The 13,551-nt window shown below is 31.4% G+C and carries 15 protein-coding genes and 1 tRNA gene; 8 read left to right on the top strand and 8 right to left on the bottom strand.

All coding sequences use genetic code 11. The features are described 5' to 3' along the window. Positions 1 to 100: 100 nt before the first annotated feature. Genes STK_RS01635 through STK_RS01645 form a run of 3 tightly spaced genes read left to right on the top strand, consistent with a single transcriptional unit; the run spans position 101 to position 3,523 of the window. Positions 101 to 1,108, top strand: a complete 1,008-nt coding sequence (locus STK_RS01635; protein WP_010978244.1) for an adenylosuccinate synthetase — start codon at positions 101 to 103, stop codon at positions 1,106 to 1,108. Between the two features lie 10 nt (positions 1,109 to 1,118). Continuing rightward, the gene (locus STK_RS01640) at positions 1,119 to 2,519 is read left to right on the top strand and encodes an NAD(P)/FAD-dependent oxidoreductase (RefSeq protein ID WP_010978245.1); all 1,401 of its coding nucleotides are present in this window, start codon (positions 1,119 to 1,121) and stop codon (positions 2,517 to 2,519) included. A gap of 38 nt (positions 2,520 to 2,557) precedes the next feature. Beyond that, positions 2,558 to 3,523 carry an Lrp/AsnC family transcriptional regulator gene (locus tag STK_RS01645; RefSeq protein WP_010978246.1) on the top strand — a complete coding sequence of 322 codons (966 nt, stop codon included), beginning with the start codon at positions 2,558 to 2,560 and terminating at the stop codon, positions 3,521 to 3,523. On the opposite strand, the gene STK_RS01650 is transcribed toward STK_RS01645, so the two are convergent. The 6 genes from STK_RS01650 to STK_RS01675 are packed head-to-tail and all read right to left on the bottom strand — an operon-like array spanning position 3,486 to position 8,659. Beyond that, a complete protein-coding gene (locus tag STK_RS01650) occupies positions 3,486 to 4,313 on the bottom strand; it encodes a prephenate dehydratase domain-containing protein (protein ID WP_052846250.1) in 828 nt (275 codons plus the stop codon). The genes STK_RS01645 and STK_RS01650 overlap by 38 nt on opposite strands. Before the next feature lie 23 nt (positions 4,314 to 4,336). Next, positions 4,337 to 5,551, bottom strand: coding sequence for a threonine ammonia-lyase (gene ilvA, locus STK_RS01655; protein ID WP_010978248.1), 1,215 nt, complete (start codon positions 5,549 to 5,551; stop codon positions 4,337 to 4,339). Positions 5,552 to 5,577: 26 nt separating this feature from the next. Further along, positions 5,578 to 6,093, bottom strand: a complete 516-nt coding sequence (locus tag STK_RS01660; RefSeq protein WP_010978249.1) for an HIT family protein — start codon at positions 6,091 to 6,093, stop codon at positions 5,578 to 5,580. A gap of 31 nt (positions 6,094 to 6,124) precedes the next feature. Continuing rightward, on the bottom strand, positions 6,125 to 7,090 hold the full coding sequence (radA, locus tag STK_RS01665; RefSeq protein ID WP_052846870.1) for a DNA repair and recombination protein RadA: 966 nt from the start codon (positions 7,088 to 7,090) through the stop codon (positions 6,125 to 6,127). Positions 7,091 to 7,142: 52 nt separating this feature from the next. Beyond that, a complete protein-coding gene (locus STK_RS01670) occupies positions 7,143 to 7,667 on the bottom strand; it encodes a hypothetical protein (RefSeq protein ID WP_198429725.1) in 525 nt (174 codons plus the stop codon). Continuing rightward, positions 7,646 to 8,659, bottom strand: coding sequence for an RsmB/NOP family class I SAM-dependent RNA methyltransferase (locus STK_RS01675; protein ID WP_052846871.1), 1,014 nt, complete (start codon positions 8,657 to 8,659; stop codon positions 7,646 to 7,648). The genes STK_RS01670 and STK_RS01675 overlap by 22 nt, the downstream gene beginning before the upstream one ends. Here STK_RS01675 and cyaB point away from each other — a divergent pair. From cyaB to STK_RS01695, 4 genes are read left to right on the top strand one after another with little or no spacing between them, the layout of a single operon-like run. Next, a complete protein-coding gene (cyaB, locus tag STK_RS01680) occupies positions 8,658 to 9,215 on the top strand; it encodes a class IV adenylate cyclase (protein ID WP_010978253.1) in 558 nt (185 codons plus the stop codon). The genes STK_RS01675 and cyaB overlap by 2 nt on opposite strands. 31 nt (positions 9,216 to 9,246) lie before the next feature. Further along, a complete protein-coding gene (locus tag STK_RS01685; RefSeq protein WP_010978254.1) occupies positions 9,247 to 10,011 on the top strand; it encodes an SAM hydrolase/SAM-dependent halogenase family protein in 765 nt (254 codons plus the stop codon). Next, a complete protein-coding gene (locus STK_RS01690; protein WP_052846254.1) occupies positions 9,966 to 10,484 on the top strand; it encodes a nicotinamide-nucleotide adenylyltransferase in 519 nt (172 codons plus the stop codon). Before STK_RS01685 ends, STK_RS01690 begins: the two co-directional genes overlap by 46 nt. Before the next feature lie 55 nt (positions 10,485 to 10,539). Beyond that, positions 10,540 to 11,463: a hotdog domain-containing protein gene (locus STK_RS01695; RefSeq protein ID WP_010978256.1), complete on the top strand. Its 924-nt coding sequence runs from the start codon at positions 10,540 to 10,542 to the stop codon at positions 11,461 to 11,463. On the opposite strand, the gene STK_RS01700 is transcribed toward STK_RS01695, so the two are convergent. Both STK_RS01700 and STK_RS01705 read right to left on the bottom strand, forming a co-directional pair. Beyond that, positions 11,460 to 12,041 (bottom strand): DUF99 family protein, encoded by a 582-nt coding sequence (locus tag STK_RS01700; RefSeq protein ID WP_010978257.1) that lies wholly within the window; start codon positions 12,039 to 12,041, stop codon positions 11,460 to 11,462. The two genes, STK_RS01695 and STK_RS01700, sit on opposite strands and share 4 nt — an antisense overlap. Beyond that, on the bottom strand, positions 11,974 to 13,170 hold the full coding sequence (locus STK_RS01705; protein WP_010978258.1) for an ORC1-type DNA replication protein: 1,197 nt from the start codon (positions 13,168 to 13,170) through the stop codon (positions 11,974 to 11,976). The genes STK_RS01700 and STK_RS01705 overlap by 68 nt, the downstream gene beginning before the upstream one ends. Before the next feature lie 306 nt (positions 13,171 to 13,476). Here STK_RS01705 and STK_RS01710 point away from each other — a divergent pair. Next, a tRNA-Ala gene (locus STK_RS01710) sits at positions 13,477 to 13,550 on the top strand. Position 13,551 lies beyond the last annotated feature (1 nt).

Raw genomic sequence — 13,551 nt, forward strand, 5'->3', positions numbered from 1 at the left:
TTACACATAAGACTACCTAATTTCTCAGGTATCTATAATTATAAATCAGTATTAGCTAAGTTTATATATTTTTAAGAGAGATTTATCAAAACGGTGTTTTATGCTAAACATCCTTGTAGGAGGATTTTTTGGCGATGAAGGTAAGGGAAAAGTTGCAGCATACCTTTCATTAAAAGATTCCCCATCTCTTTCTGTAAGAACTGGATCAATTAACGCTGGGCATACTGTAACATATATGGGAAAACAATGGAAATTAAGAATTATTCCCTCAGCTTTTGTAAATAGAACCACATATTTAGCATTAGCTCCAGGGGCTTTAACTTCAATTGAAGTATTAATAAATGAGGCAAGAGAGACTAACTCATTAGATCGATTGTATATAGATCCACATGTTGGTATTATAACTGAGAAGGAAATCGAGGAAGAGAGAAATGATGAATACTTAATGAAGAGAGTAGGAAGTACAGGACAAGGAGTAGGATATGCTGAAGCAAAAAGAATTCTAAGAAAATTAAAACTAGCTAAAGATTATGATATATTATCTAAATTTTTGATCAATGTTCCAAATTTAGTTATAGAGAAATTAGAAAAGAATGAGACAGTTTTAATTGAAGGCACACAAGGTTACTACTTAAGCTTATACCACGGAGAATATCCTTATGTAACAAGTAGAAATACTTCTTCATCAGGTGTTTTAAGCGAAGTAGGTATAGGACCAAAATACGTAGATCATGTAATAGTCGTATTCAAATCCTATGTGACAAGAGTAGGTGAGGGACCTTTAGAAGGAGAATTAGATTGGGAAGAAGCTCAAAGGCTAGGGATTGCTGAAATAGCCACAGTTACTGGAAGAAAAAGAAGAAGTGCTCCATTTAATATTAAGCTTGCAAAAGAAGCAATAAGAGCTAACTCAGCTACTCAAATTGCTATAACTAAATTAGATGCATTATTTAAAGATGCTAAAGGAGTAAAAGAATATTCAAAACTTCCTCAAGAAGCTAAGAAATGGATAGAAGATATAGAGGAACAGTTAAAAGTACCAATCACACTAATTGGAACTGGAGAAGACACACTGGATATGATAGACTTGAGAAAAGAAAAGCTATGAGGTGAAATAGATGTTCTTTGACACTATAATAATTGGTGCCGGACCTGCTGGATTATTTGCGGCTTATGAATTAGCAAATCTAAATAAGAATGATGTGAAAATTCTTCTGATAGATAAAGGAACAAGACCACTGAAACGTGTGTGCCCATTATTAAGTCCAAAAGAGAAATGTACCTTTTGTAATCCATGTCATATCACATACGGTATAGGTGGTGCTGGGACGTACAGTAGTGGCATAATAAATCTTAGGCCAGATATTGGTGGAGAGCTTCATGAAATTATGAGAAGTTGGGATAAAGCACAAGAGTTAATTGATTATGTAGATCAAATACTTGTTAAATTTGGAGCACCTAAAGATAGATATTTTGAACCCAACATGGAAAAAGTAAAGGAAATCCAAAGAAGGGCTGCTAAAGTTGGCGCAGAATTTATACCAATAAGACAACGTCATATAGGAACTGATAAGACGCCTATCGTTATTGAGAATATATTAAAATATATTGAGAGCAAAAATGTGCAAGTTGCTGAACTTACTGAAGCTCTAGAAATAGAAAAGAAAGGCTCTGAATTCATTATAAAAACAGATAAGCTAGGTGAAATAGAAACTAAAACTTTATTAGTTGCCCCAGGGAGGGCTGGGGCAAAATGGTTCCTAGAGCAAGCTAAGAAATTAGGAGTTGACATGGTTCCTGGACCTCTTGATATAGGAGTCAGAGTAGAAACAGAAGCCTTTGTGATGGAAGATTTAACTAATGCTGTATGGGATCCTAAGGTTGTTATGTATACAAGGAAGTATGATGATAAAGTAAGAACTTTCTGTGTTAATCCAGGAGGATTTGTAATGAAAGAAGTTTATGATGACGGGACCATTGGAGTTAACGGACAAACTTTTGCAGATAGAAAAAGTAAAAACATAAACTTTGCGTTCTTAACTACTATTAAACTCTCAGATCCATTGGAAGATACCATAGAATATGGTAAAAGTATTGCTAGATTGATGACCAGATTAGGAGGAGAAAAACCAATAATTCAACGTTTAATTGATTTTGAAAAAGGAAGAAGAAGTACATGGGATAGAATTAACAGATCTACTGTTAAACCTACCTTAAGGGATGTAACACCAGGAGATATAAGCATGGGATTACCATATAGAGTAGTCAGCAATATAATTGAAGGGTTAGAAAGATTAGATAATCTAGCTCCAGGGATTTACTCGTCTAATACATTGTTATATGCACCTGAAATAAAATATTATAGCATGAAAGCAGTAGTGGATAGTAATATGGAGACCGTAGTTGATAATTTATTTGTAGCCGGAGATGGTGTTGGATTATCTAGAGGTATAAATGTAGCTGCAGCAACTGGAATATTAGCTGCAAGAGGAATTGCAATTAAATTAGGTCTTTTATAAATAGTACTTTTTTAGCTTTTAGTATAATTATTTATCATATGGAGCTATCAGAAATCGATAAGAAGCTTATAATGGAGCTTGAATATCATTTTCCCTTTAATGAGAAACCTTTTAGTGAAATCTCAGAAAGGCTTGGAATTTCTGAAGAAGAGATTATAAAGAAAACTAAGGAATTACTGAGTAATGAGATTATAAAAAGAGTAGGGATGTATGTAAACTTTAGAGCTAAAGGAATGGAAGGGGCTCTAATAGCTGCTGAGATACCAATAGAAAATTTGGAAAAATATAGAAAAATTACATTAGCTATAAAAGAACTTACTCATAATTATATTAGAAACCATCCAAAATATAATGTTTGGTTTGTATTAAAAGCTGAAAGCAAAGATAAATTGAAAGAAAATGTGAAAAAGATTTTAGAAGAAAGTAATGGTAGAGATTATGTGATTCTGTTCTCTAAAAAAACTCTTAAACTTAGCGTAAAATATGATATAATAAGAGGTGTTTCATATAGCGAACCAGAAGAAATTCACGAAAAAATACCTACAGCTGAAGAATTAGGTATTCCGAAAGAGTTATTGAAAGACCTTTCACTTCCATTACAGATTACTTCAAGACCGTTCAGAAATATAGCCGAAAAATATAATATGAAAGAGAGTGAATTAGTAGAACTAATAAAAGAACTTAAAGAAAAAGGAGTTATTAAAGATTATGGAGCAACAGTAAATGGCGATAAAGTAGGAATTAAAGAGAATGCCATGATGCTAGTTAATTCAGATGATATAGAATCCTCTTGTTACAACTTAGCTAAAAATCTAAAGGAAGCTACACATGTTGTATTAAGAGAATCGGATAAAAAATGGGACTATTTATGCTATGCTATGATCCATGGAGCAAATAAAAAAATAATATTTGAAGTTGCAAAAAAAGGAGTCGAAATTACTAAAGCCAAGAGTTATATGCTACTATTTAGCTTAGATAATTTGAAACCTGGTATTGTAATTTAGTAAAACTACCTTTTATTTTTAACATAGATGTTATATTTCTAATTTCTTCTAATGTTGCTTTTACTTTATTGTCTTTTATATTTCCTTCAAATTCCAGGTAAAAGTAATATTGCCATGGTATACTTTTTAATGGTCTTGAGTAGATCATTGTCAAATTAATGTTATTGTTATAAAATTTCTCTAAGACCTTATATAATGCACCAGGTTTATGAGGTACAGTAAACATTACCATAGTTTTATCTCCGTCTTCTATAAGTTTTTTGGATATAACAATAAATCTAGTTATATTGATACTATCATTTATATCTCTTAAAATAATTTTTAAATTATATAAATTAGCTGCATACTCTGAACATATTGCAGCAGAATATTTTTGTTTAGATGCATATAAAGCTGCAGTAGATGTACTTTCTACTGGAACAAAATTAGTAAAATTGTATTTGCTAAGTGTTTCTTTTGCCTCATTTATAGCATGAGAATGAGAATAGATAACTTCTATATCGTTTAAACTATTAACGGAAGGATTTACTGCAAGAACTAATTTTATCTCTTTTTCTATCTCATAATTCACATAAATCTCTTCATTTTTAAATAAATTATCTAATGTTTCATGAACAGGTCCTTCTATGCTATTTTCTATAGGTACTATCCCTATAGAATTATCTGTTATGCTATTAAATACTTCTGTAATAGTTCTTTTTGGTATTTTATCTCCTTCAAAAATTTCAGCAACCTCATTAGTGAAACTTCCTTTGGGACCTAAATAGTAAATTCCATTTGGATCAATAATTTAACTTTTTTCCTATATATAAACTATTCTACTAATTTAGCCTCAATACCATCTAAAGCTAAGTTGTACATGAAATCTGAAAGAGCATCACCACTAGGTACTTCAAACATTACATAAATTTTAGTATAACCAGGTTTAACATCACTGCTTGTTCTATCATGAACTACATCGATAACGTTCCCTCTTATTTGTGCTACTCTACTTAATACTTTATTAAGATATCCAGGTTTATCTGGTACTATTACCTTCACTTTGACTATTCGTTTATTCTTGAAAAGCATCTTATCTATAATTCTGGATAACATTGAAAGATCTATATTGCCCCCACTTAGAACCGGAATAGCTTTATGATTATAAGCAACTTTAATCTTTCCAGATAAAAGTGCTGCTAATGAAGCAGCAGCTGCTCCTTCTACTAATGTTTTATTTCTTTCTAATAAATATACTATAGCATTTGCTATTTCTTCATCATCAACAAGAACAATATCATCCACTAATTCATCTATTATGCTAAACGTTATTTCAGAGGGAGATTTTACTAGAATTCCATCTGCTATCGAAAAAGAGGGCTCAATCTCTACTAGCCTATGAAGATCTTTTGAGACCTTTAATGAAGGAGAAGCTGAAGATTGTACACCTATTATTTTGGTTTTTGGATTTTTTGCTTTTAATGCTATAGATATTCCTGATATTAGTCCTCCCCCTCCTATAGGAACAACAACAATATCTGGATTATATGGCAAAAGTTCTAGTCCTAATGTACCTTGACCCAAAATTACATCAAGATCTCCGTAAGGATGAACAAGAATACTTCCTTCTTCTCTTATAATCTCCTCAGCTTTTTTCATACTCTCATGAAGAAATTTCCCATACAAAATAACTTGAGCACCGTATGACTTTGTAGCTTGATATTTTGAGATTGGAGCAGTTTCTGGCATTACTATAGTTGCTTTAATTCCTAAAACTTTTGCAGCATATGCAACACCTTGAGCATGATTACCCGCGGAAACCGCTATAACACCTTTTTTCCTTTCTTCTTCGGCTAGGCTTGTCAATTTTGAAAAAGCTCCTCTTACCTTAAAAGAACCTGTTTTCTGCAAATTTTCAAGCTTTAAATATATTTGAGCTCCAATCATATCAGAAAAGGTTTTTGAGTAATCAATAGGCGTCTCATGAATATATTGTTTAATTCTATCTTGAATTTTTACTATTTCATCAAAATATTTTGTATAAGACATCAGGAAAACCCTGCAGTCATCACTTTTCAGAGATCGAGGGCTTCCTCATTAATTATCTTTTCTATTTCTGGCTTTAATTTATTATAGGTATCTTCTAAAATCTCTGGAAGAACTTTAACACCGCCTATAACTGGCATGAAATTAGCATCGCCGTTCCACCTAGGCACTAAATGGATATGAACATGTTGATCAATTCCCGCTCCAGCAACTCTGCCAATATTTATTCCTATATTAAAGCCATCTGGTGAATAGACTTTCCTAATTGCTTTCATACTTACTTTGAGAAAATACATCATTTCTAGTATTTCTTTTTCTTCTAATCCTTCTATTGAACTGACATGTTTATAAGGAACAATCATTAAATGTCCAGGGTTATAAGGAAACGCATTCAGTATAATAAATGAGAATTTACCCCTATAAACGATCCAGTTATTTTTATCTTCCTTTTTTTCGATTACATCACAAAATAAACACGAGGAGGACTTATTTTTTGAAGCTTCAGAGACATATTTTGACCTCCAAGGAGCCCAGAGAATATCCATAAGTGAAATAAATTAAGAGATGGATTAAAAATTACTCTTCAGCGTCTCTTACTCCCTCTTCCGTAATCGCAAATACTACTTCTCCTTCTGGCAAATGAGGAGCATCAACTATTCTAGCTATTCTTTTATTGCCTCTACTTTTCTTAAGCTGAACTCTTATACCTGGAACATGATATAGAGTATGACCACCTACAGCCACTGTAGGATCACCATAAAACATATCTGGCCTCGCCATAACTTGATTTGTTATTATAACCGCAAGGTCATACATTTCCGCTAATCTTACTAATTGATGTAAGTGTTTGTTTAATTTTTGCTGTCTCACAGCTAAATTTTCTCTCCCAGGGAATTCAGCCCTAAAGTGTGAAGTTACAGAATCTACAATTACTAGTTTAATTGCTGGATCTTTGCTAATGAGTTCTTGAAGATCATCAACTATTGCCATTTGATGATCACTGTTAATCGCTCTCATATAATATATATTATTCATTGCACTATCTGGTTCTAACCCTATAGCCTTTGACATAGCTTCTATTCTTTCCCATCTAAAAGTACCCTCAGTATCTATATAAACAGCTTTACCTCCTAATCCGCCTTTTTCTAACGGTAATTGAACATTAACACTTAACTGATGGCATAATTGAGTTTTACCAGAGCCAAACTCTCCGAAGAGTTCAGTCATTGTTCTTGTCTCTATTCCTCCGCCTAAAAGTCCGTCTAAAGCTTGACTACCAGTAGTTATTTTCTTAGTATTTATCCTCTCCTTCTTTACTTCCAAGGCTGTTTTAAATCTTATATCTAAAGCCTCTCTCGCCTCTTTAATTATTCTTTGGGCTGTAGTTAGTGGTATTCCTGCAGCTACACTCAAATCTTGAGGAGAAGCTACAGCAACTGCTTCTAATGACGAATACCCAGCTTCAATAAGTTTGTTAAGAATACTCTGTCCTACTCCAGGAAGATCTGAGAGACTTTTTACTTTCTTCCCATCAGAAGACATATCATTCACCAATTTCTAAATGTTACTCTTCTTATTTACTCCTAATAAACTTTTATCCTCCCTTTCTTAAATACCAACCTATATCTAATTCTGGTATTATCTTAACTGAATTCTTCTCTCTTTTAATCTTAACATATGCTATAAAAAATCCATCGTCATTTAGTGCTAAGTATCTGCCTTCATTTATTTCACTATTTATTGTAACTGACTTCCCATATGTAAGAATCTCACTTATTTTATTATTTATAAAAATTTTATTTTTACATATATTAATTAAATATTTAGATAAAGGTAATAAAGGCCTTATTTTCCTATTCTTTGTAATAAGCAGTATAGGTTCTCCTAAAGCATATGGATTCAATCTAATTTTGGCTAAATTTTCTAAAAGTTGATTTAATCTCTTTGATTTATCCATAATTTCTATCATTGAATAATATGCCCTAAATAAAAATATTTCTTTATTTATAAGAAAATCATAATTTTCTATACAATTATACATTTTTATTATCCTATTAATATATTTTATTGCTTCATCTATGGAAATTATTTCTACGATTACTCCTTTATTATTTTGCAAACAAAGAATCCCTCCGTACCACTTTTATGAGGATAAAACCTTATGCAATTTCTTAAACTTTCGTCAAATTTAATCCCATTAAATTCAGTAATTCCGCTAGTAGCAGGGTAACCATAAATTTTATCTGTTTTTGCCCCATAATTTTCTATTATATAATTTACAACAGCTTCGTTCTCCTCTGGGGCTATACTACAGCTAGAATACACTAATATGCCTCCTGGTTCTAGTATATTATAAGCAATATCTATAAGTTCTAGTTGATTTTGAAAAAATATTTTTAAATCCTCTATAGTAGTTTTAGTTTTTCTTGAAGGATCTTCTGGTATAAGACCTTCACCACTGCACGGAACATCTAACAGAATTTTATTAAATGGTATATTTAATTTACGCAATATTCTTGCGTCTGCCCTAAGTAAAACAACATTTTTAATTTTCATTCTATTTACATTTGAGTAAAGAGATTTAATTCTTTCCCTAGATTTTTCTACGGCAACTATTAATCCTTTATTTTTCATTAATTGTGCTAGTTGTGTAGTTTTGCTCCCCGGTGCAGCAGCCATATCAAGGACAAGATCATTTTCATTTGGATCTAATACGTATGGAGGAACCATCGATGCTAGTCCTTGAATATAATAGTAGCCAGATAAATATTCTATTGTCGCACCTAAACTAGGCTTAGATGGATACTGTTTTACTATATATCCATGTTTTAACCATGAAACTTTTTCTAGTTTAAATCCTTTATTTTCCATTATTTTTTCTAGTTTATTGCATTCTATTAGAAGATCATTACATCTTACACTTTTCTTTAAAGGAAAGGAACAACTATATAAAAAATCTTCTGTTTCTTCTTCTCCCATAATTTTTATATATCGTTCTACCATATAAGATAGAAATTTATATTTCGACGCGAGGGAAATAGCCTTTAAACTAGGAGAGATTGTAAATAAATTATTATACTTTTTAACATAATTTTCAATTGTCATAACCATGAAACATATTGAGAGAGAAATAAAAATAAAATTAATCTCTCCAAACATTGAAGAATTGGAAAAAATATTAAATATTAAGTACAAACTATTTAATGAAGAACATCAAATAGATATATATTATAATAGTCCAGTAAGAGATTTTAGAAAAACTGACGAAGCTTTACGTCTTAGATTAGTTAATAATGAAGTAGAATTAACATATAAAGGACCTAAACTCTCATCTGAGTCAAAATCAAGAGAAGAGATAACTGTTAAGATAGATAACCTAGATTCTATGGATTTAATTCTACAGAGACTAGGGTTCATTAAAGTTTTAAAAATAGAAAAAATAAGAAAAAATTATAAGATTAATAATTTTACTGTATCTCTAGATAGAGTATTTGACTTAGGAGATTTCGTTGAGATAGAAGGAATAGACATCACTGATGAGGAACTAATTAATTTCGTAAATAACTTTTTAAAAGAGTATAATATTGAGGGAGAAAAAACACTTAAGTCCTACCTTGAATTATTAGTTGATAAACTTGAGAAAGAGTCAAATAGCAATACTTACTGATTTTGGAATTTCTGATAACTATAACGGTGTAATGGAAGGAGTAATAAGGAAAATAAATCCAAACGTAGATATTACATATATAACTCCAAATGCTAAAGAATTTAATATATACGCTGGAGCCTATTTATTATATACAGCATATCGGTATTTTAAGAAAGGAACTATATTTTTGGTAGTAATAGACCCTGGAGTTGGAACTGAAAGAAAAGCATTACTAATCAAAACTAAAAATTATTATTTTATAGGTCCAGATAATGGAGTTCTATACCCATCAGTAGAAGAAGATAAAATAGAAAAAGTAATATATATTAATAATCCAAAACTGTACCTATCTAAAAATATCTCTAATACATTTCATGGTAGGGATATATTCTCAGTAGCTGCTGCATATCTTTCATTAAATGTGGATATTAATGTTTTTGGAAGTGAGATTAATAAAAATGAAATAGAAAAATTATCATTTTTATCTAACGAAATGCGTGAAGATAAAAATATAATATATTGTGGCAAGATTCTCTATATAGATCATTTTGGAAATGTTGCCACTTCAATTAGAATTAAAGCCACTAAAAATTTTAAATACCTTCTCAAGTACAAGGGAAATGAATATGAACTATTTGCAGTAAAAACTTTTGGAGAAGGAGAGCAGAATAAATTACTCTTATACAATAATGGATATGGTTTCTTAGAAATAGGAATAAATAAAGGCAATGCCTCAATAGTTATTAATGCGAAAGAAGGTGAGGATATCTGCTTAGAGGTTTATACCCAGGAAGATTCCAACCATTCCACTTAGGTCATTTATCTGTTATCAAATGGGCGCTTCAGAAAGTTGATGAACTAATAATAGTTATAGGAAGCGCTCAAGAGAGTCATACGTTAGCAAATCCTTTTACTGCAGGAGAAAGGATAGAAATGATAAGGGAAAGTTTACTAGAAGAAAATATAGATCTATCTTCTATTTATCTAATTCCAGTCCCAGATATATTAATGAATAATGTATGGGTTTCGCATGTTAGATCTTTTTCGCCAAATTTTGATATAGTATTTGCGAGAAACCCGTTGGTAATTAGGTTATTTAAAGAGGCTGGATTCGAAATTCTTATTCCTCCTCCATATGATAGAGAAAAATACAACTCTACATTAATAAGACGATTAATAATTGAAAATAGCGACGAGTGGAAAAAATTAGTACCTCAGAAGGTAGCAGAGTATATCCTAAAAATAAGGGGAGATGAAAGACTTAAAGCAATAGCTGGAATTTATTAAGCCACCAAATGGAAAATATTATATTTTTTAAACTATTATATATAACTGATAACTAATGATGAAATTAGAAACATATTATAATGTATATCCTTGGCATGCTAATCATTTTGGTAGTTTACATGGCGGAATTTATATGAACTGGTTAATAGATACAGCGGGCATGTTAATGTCTGGTATAAGTAGAGGCAACTATTTGCTTGCATCAGTAGATTATATTTATCTTTTTAAACCTGGTAAAGTCGGTGACGTAATTAGAATTATAGCAGAACCTTTAGCTAGTTGGGAAAGCTCTGTAGAAATAAAAGTAAAGGCTTGTATAAAGAGGGATAATAAAGAAGAATTAGGAGCTTTAGGCTTAACTACATATGTAGCTGTAGATGAGAATAATAGACCTAGACCACTACCCATAAAAATTGGAACTAACGAAGAAGCAAATAAAAGGAAAGAAAAAAGATTAGAAAGAAAGAAAAAAGATGCTGAAGATAATGAAGACCTTTTACCCGGAATGAGCTTTGGAAGAAGTTATATAAGAACTATATATCCAGAACATGGTTTTATGAATGGAATATTGTACGCTGGAAAGATGTATACAATGTTAGATGAGGCATTAGCTATAGTAGCTAAATTATACTCTAAAGGTAATGTGTTTACTGCAAGTGCAGGCTATGCTAATTTTCTCACTCCGGTTAGAATTGGAGACATATTAGAAATTCAGGGGGCAATAGAATATACGGGTAATACTTCTTTGGATGTTGGAGCAAAAGTATTTGCTATTAATCATTACACTGGTGAAAAAAGACTAGTCACCAGAACAGTATTCTCTTTTGTCGCAATAGATGAAAATGGCAAACCAAAGCCAATAAACAAGATAACGCCAGCTACAGAAAAAGAAAAGAGAATATTTGATGAAAGATTAAAGGAAAGAGAAGAAAGAATAAAACTATCTAAAAACATTCAAGAAAGTGAGAGTTGTAGCTAAATGATTTTTTTAGATAAAAGAAATGTAGACAAACTACTTGAAATTTCATGAGCTATTTTTAGTGGTAAAGGTATTCTATCAAATACTTGATATTCCTCAATAATATTTTTTGCCATTTTTAGATCTAAATTTGTATATATGTAAACGTCGCCCCTCAAAGTAGATACTCTTGTCAAGTTAGAAATCACGTTTATAATGATATCTCTCCTTTCATCATTGAAATGTCTATCTAACGCTCTAGTAATTTTGAATATATTTGGTTTAGATGAATAAAATATAATATATTTACTTTTTAATTCACTAGGATTTACAAAATTAAATCCACCAAAGGTTAATCCATCTAATATACATACATCACCAGTTTGTAAGGAATTCAAAACAGAAGTGCCATCATCACCATCTACAATTATAAAATCAAAATCTATGTCAATTATATCATAATCCTTAAAAACTACTGATAACATTACCGTACGGCCGTTTCTGCCCTTATATTTTAAAGGAAAGTATCCATCATCTATCCCAGAGACTAGCAATTTTACTATCTTTTTCAGAAATTGCCTTAATAACTGTTTCCTCATTAACTGCTAGGTTGACTTCCTTAGTTTTCCCATATCTCCCTCTATTCACAACCCTTGCAGTAATAATTCCTAACATATCTAATTCATTAATAATATCACTAACTCGCCTTTGAGTAACACTTTCAACACCAATCTTCTTAGCTAACTTAGTGTATACGTCATAAACTTCTCCAGTAGTAAGGGTTCTCCTTTTTTCATTAACACCGATCACAATAGCTAAAAGAACTAACTTAGAATGAAAAGGGAGAGTTGAAACAACCTCATATACTCTATCTCTTTCTATTTCAACCCTAGCTTTGTTTACATGCTCTATAGTTAATTTTTCGGCACCATCTCTCTCTGCTACTTCACCCGCAACTCTTAAAAGATCTAAAGCCCTTCTTGCATCTCCATGATCTCTTGCAGCAATAGCAGCACATAATTTAATTACATCATCAGAAACGACGGAATCATAAAATGCTAAAGTAGCCCTCCTTTTTAGAATGTCCTCTAATTCTTCAGCATTATAGGGAGGAAATACTATTTCCTCTTCACTTAAACTACTTTTAACCCTAGGATCAAGAAACTCAACAAATTTAATATCATTAGTTATACCTATTATAGATACCTTACTTTTACCCATTTCGTAATTAGCCCTAGTTAATCTATATAAAATATCATCACCATGCTTTTTGACTAAGGCATCTATCTCATCTAAAACTATAACTAAAATTGGCTTTAATTCTAATACTTTTTTGATAAATCGCCTATATAATTCTGCAGTAGAAATTCCTGTAAAAGGGACCTTTGAACCTAAATTTTCAAGAAGATCAGCCAAAATTCTGTATGGGGTATCTGTTTGCCTAGTATTAATATATACATAAATAAAAGAATTGGATATTTTCTCATGAAGCTTCTTGACCACAAATTTTGTTACAGCAGTTTTTCCAGTTCCCGTTAAACCATAGATGAAAATATTATTTGGTTTTTCTCCTCGCATTAATGGAGAAAGTATTTCAACTAATCTTTTAATTTGCTCTTCTCTATGAGGTAACTCTTCTGGAACATAATCTGGTAATAATAACTCTCTGTTTCTAAAGATTCTAGAACGACTTAAGGATGATAATATCTCATCAATAATCTTACTCATCAAACTCTAATTTTGAGACTATATGACATAAAAAGCCTAAGTCATTTTACCCCCCAGTAAATTACCCCTCTGTTTCCACTGGAGATTTATAAGATAATACAATAAAGCTTAATGGATACCAATACCCCTCTGTTTCCACTGAAACAAGAGAATAAGCAAGTATAAGATATTTTAAAACGTTTTGTATAATTCACTACATCTTGAATAAGAAAAAGCTAAAGTTATATTGTTTCCAGTGGAAACAGAGGGGTTCCCATCTGTTTAAGATGAGAAAGATTAATTAGCTATTATATAATAGTAAGTTATGGGCCGGTAGCTCAGCCTGGAAGAGTGCTCGGTTGGCATCCGAGAGGTCCCGGGTTCAAATCCCGGCCGGTCCAC

The sequence above is a fragment of the Sulfurisphaera tokodaii str. 7 genome (assembly GCF_000011205.1).
GTDB lineage: Archaea > Thermoproteota > Thermoprotei_A > Sulfolobales > Sulfolobaceae > Sulfurisphaera > Sulfurisphaera tokodaii.

What these genes read in the sequence shown, in the direction of transcription:
- STK_RS01645 (WP_010978246.1), top strand. Translation starts at nt 2,558, where the DNA reads ATGGAGCTATCAGAAATCGATAAGAAGCTTATAATGGAGCTTGAATAT.
- STK_RS01675 (WP_052846871.1), bottom strand. Translation starts at nt 8,659, where the DNA reads ATGGTTATGACAATTGAAAATTATGTTAAAAAGTATAATAATTTATTT.
- STK_RS01635 (WP_010978244.1), top strand. Translation starts at nt 101, where the DNA reads ATGCTAAACATCCTTGTAGGAGGATTTTTTGGCGATGAAGGTAAGGGA.
- STK_RS01700 (WP_010978257.1), bottom strand. Translation starts at nt 12,041, where the DNA reads ATGAGGAAACAGTTATTAAGGCAATTTCTGAAAAAGATAGTAAAATTG.
- ilvA (WP_010978248.1), bottom strand. Translation starts at nt 5,551, where the DNA reads ATGTCTTATACAAAATATTTTGATGAAATAGTAAAAATTCAAGATAGA.
- STK_RS01685 (WP_010978254.1), top strand. Translation starts at nt 9,247, where the DNA reads ATGGAAGGAGTAATAAGGAAAATAAATCCAAACGTAGATATTACATAT.
- STK_RS01695 (WP_010978256.1), top strand. Translation starts at nt 10,540, where the DNA reads ATGATGAAATTAGAAACATATTATAATGTATATCCTTGGCATGCTAAT.
- radA (WP_052846870.1), bottom strand. Translation starts at nt 7,090, where the DNA reads ATGTCTTCTGATGGGAAGAAAGTAAAAAGTCTCTCAGATCTTCCTGGA.
- STK_RS01640 (WP_010978245.1), top strand. Translation starts at nt 1,119, where the DNA reads ATGTTCTTTGACACTATAATAATTGGTGCCGGACCTGCTGGATTATTT.
- STK_RS01660 (WP_010978249.1), bottom strand. Translation starts at nt 6,093, where the DNA reads ATGGATATTCTCTGGGCTCCTTGGAGGTCAAAATATGTCTCTGAAGCT.
- cyaB (WP_010978253.1), top strand. Translation starts at nt 8,658, where the DNA reads ATGAAACATATTGAGAGAGAAATAAAAATAAAATTAATCTCTCCAAAC.
- STK_RS01705 (WP_010978258.1), bottom strand. Translation starts at nt 13,170, where the DNA reads ATGAGTAAGATTATTGATGAGATATTATCATCCTTAAGTCGTTCTAGA.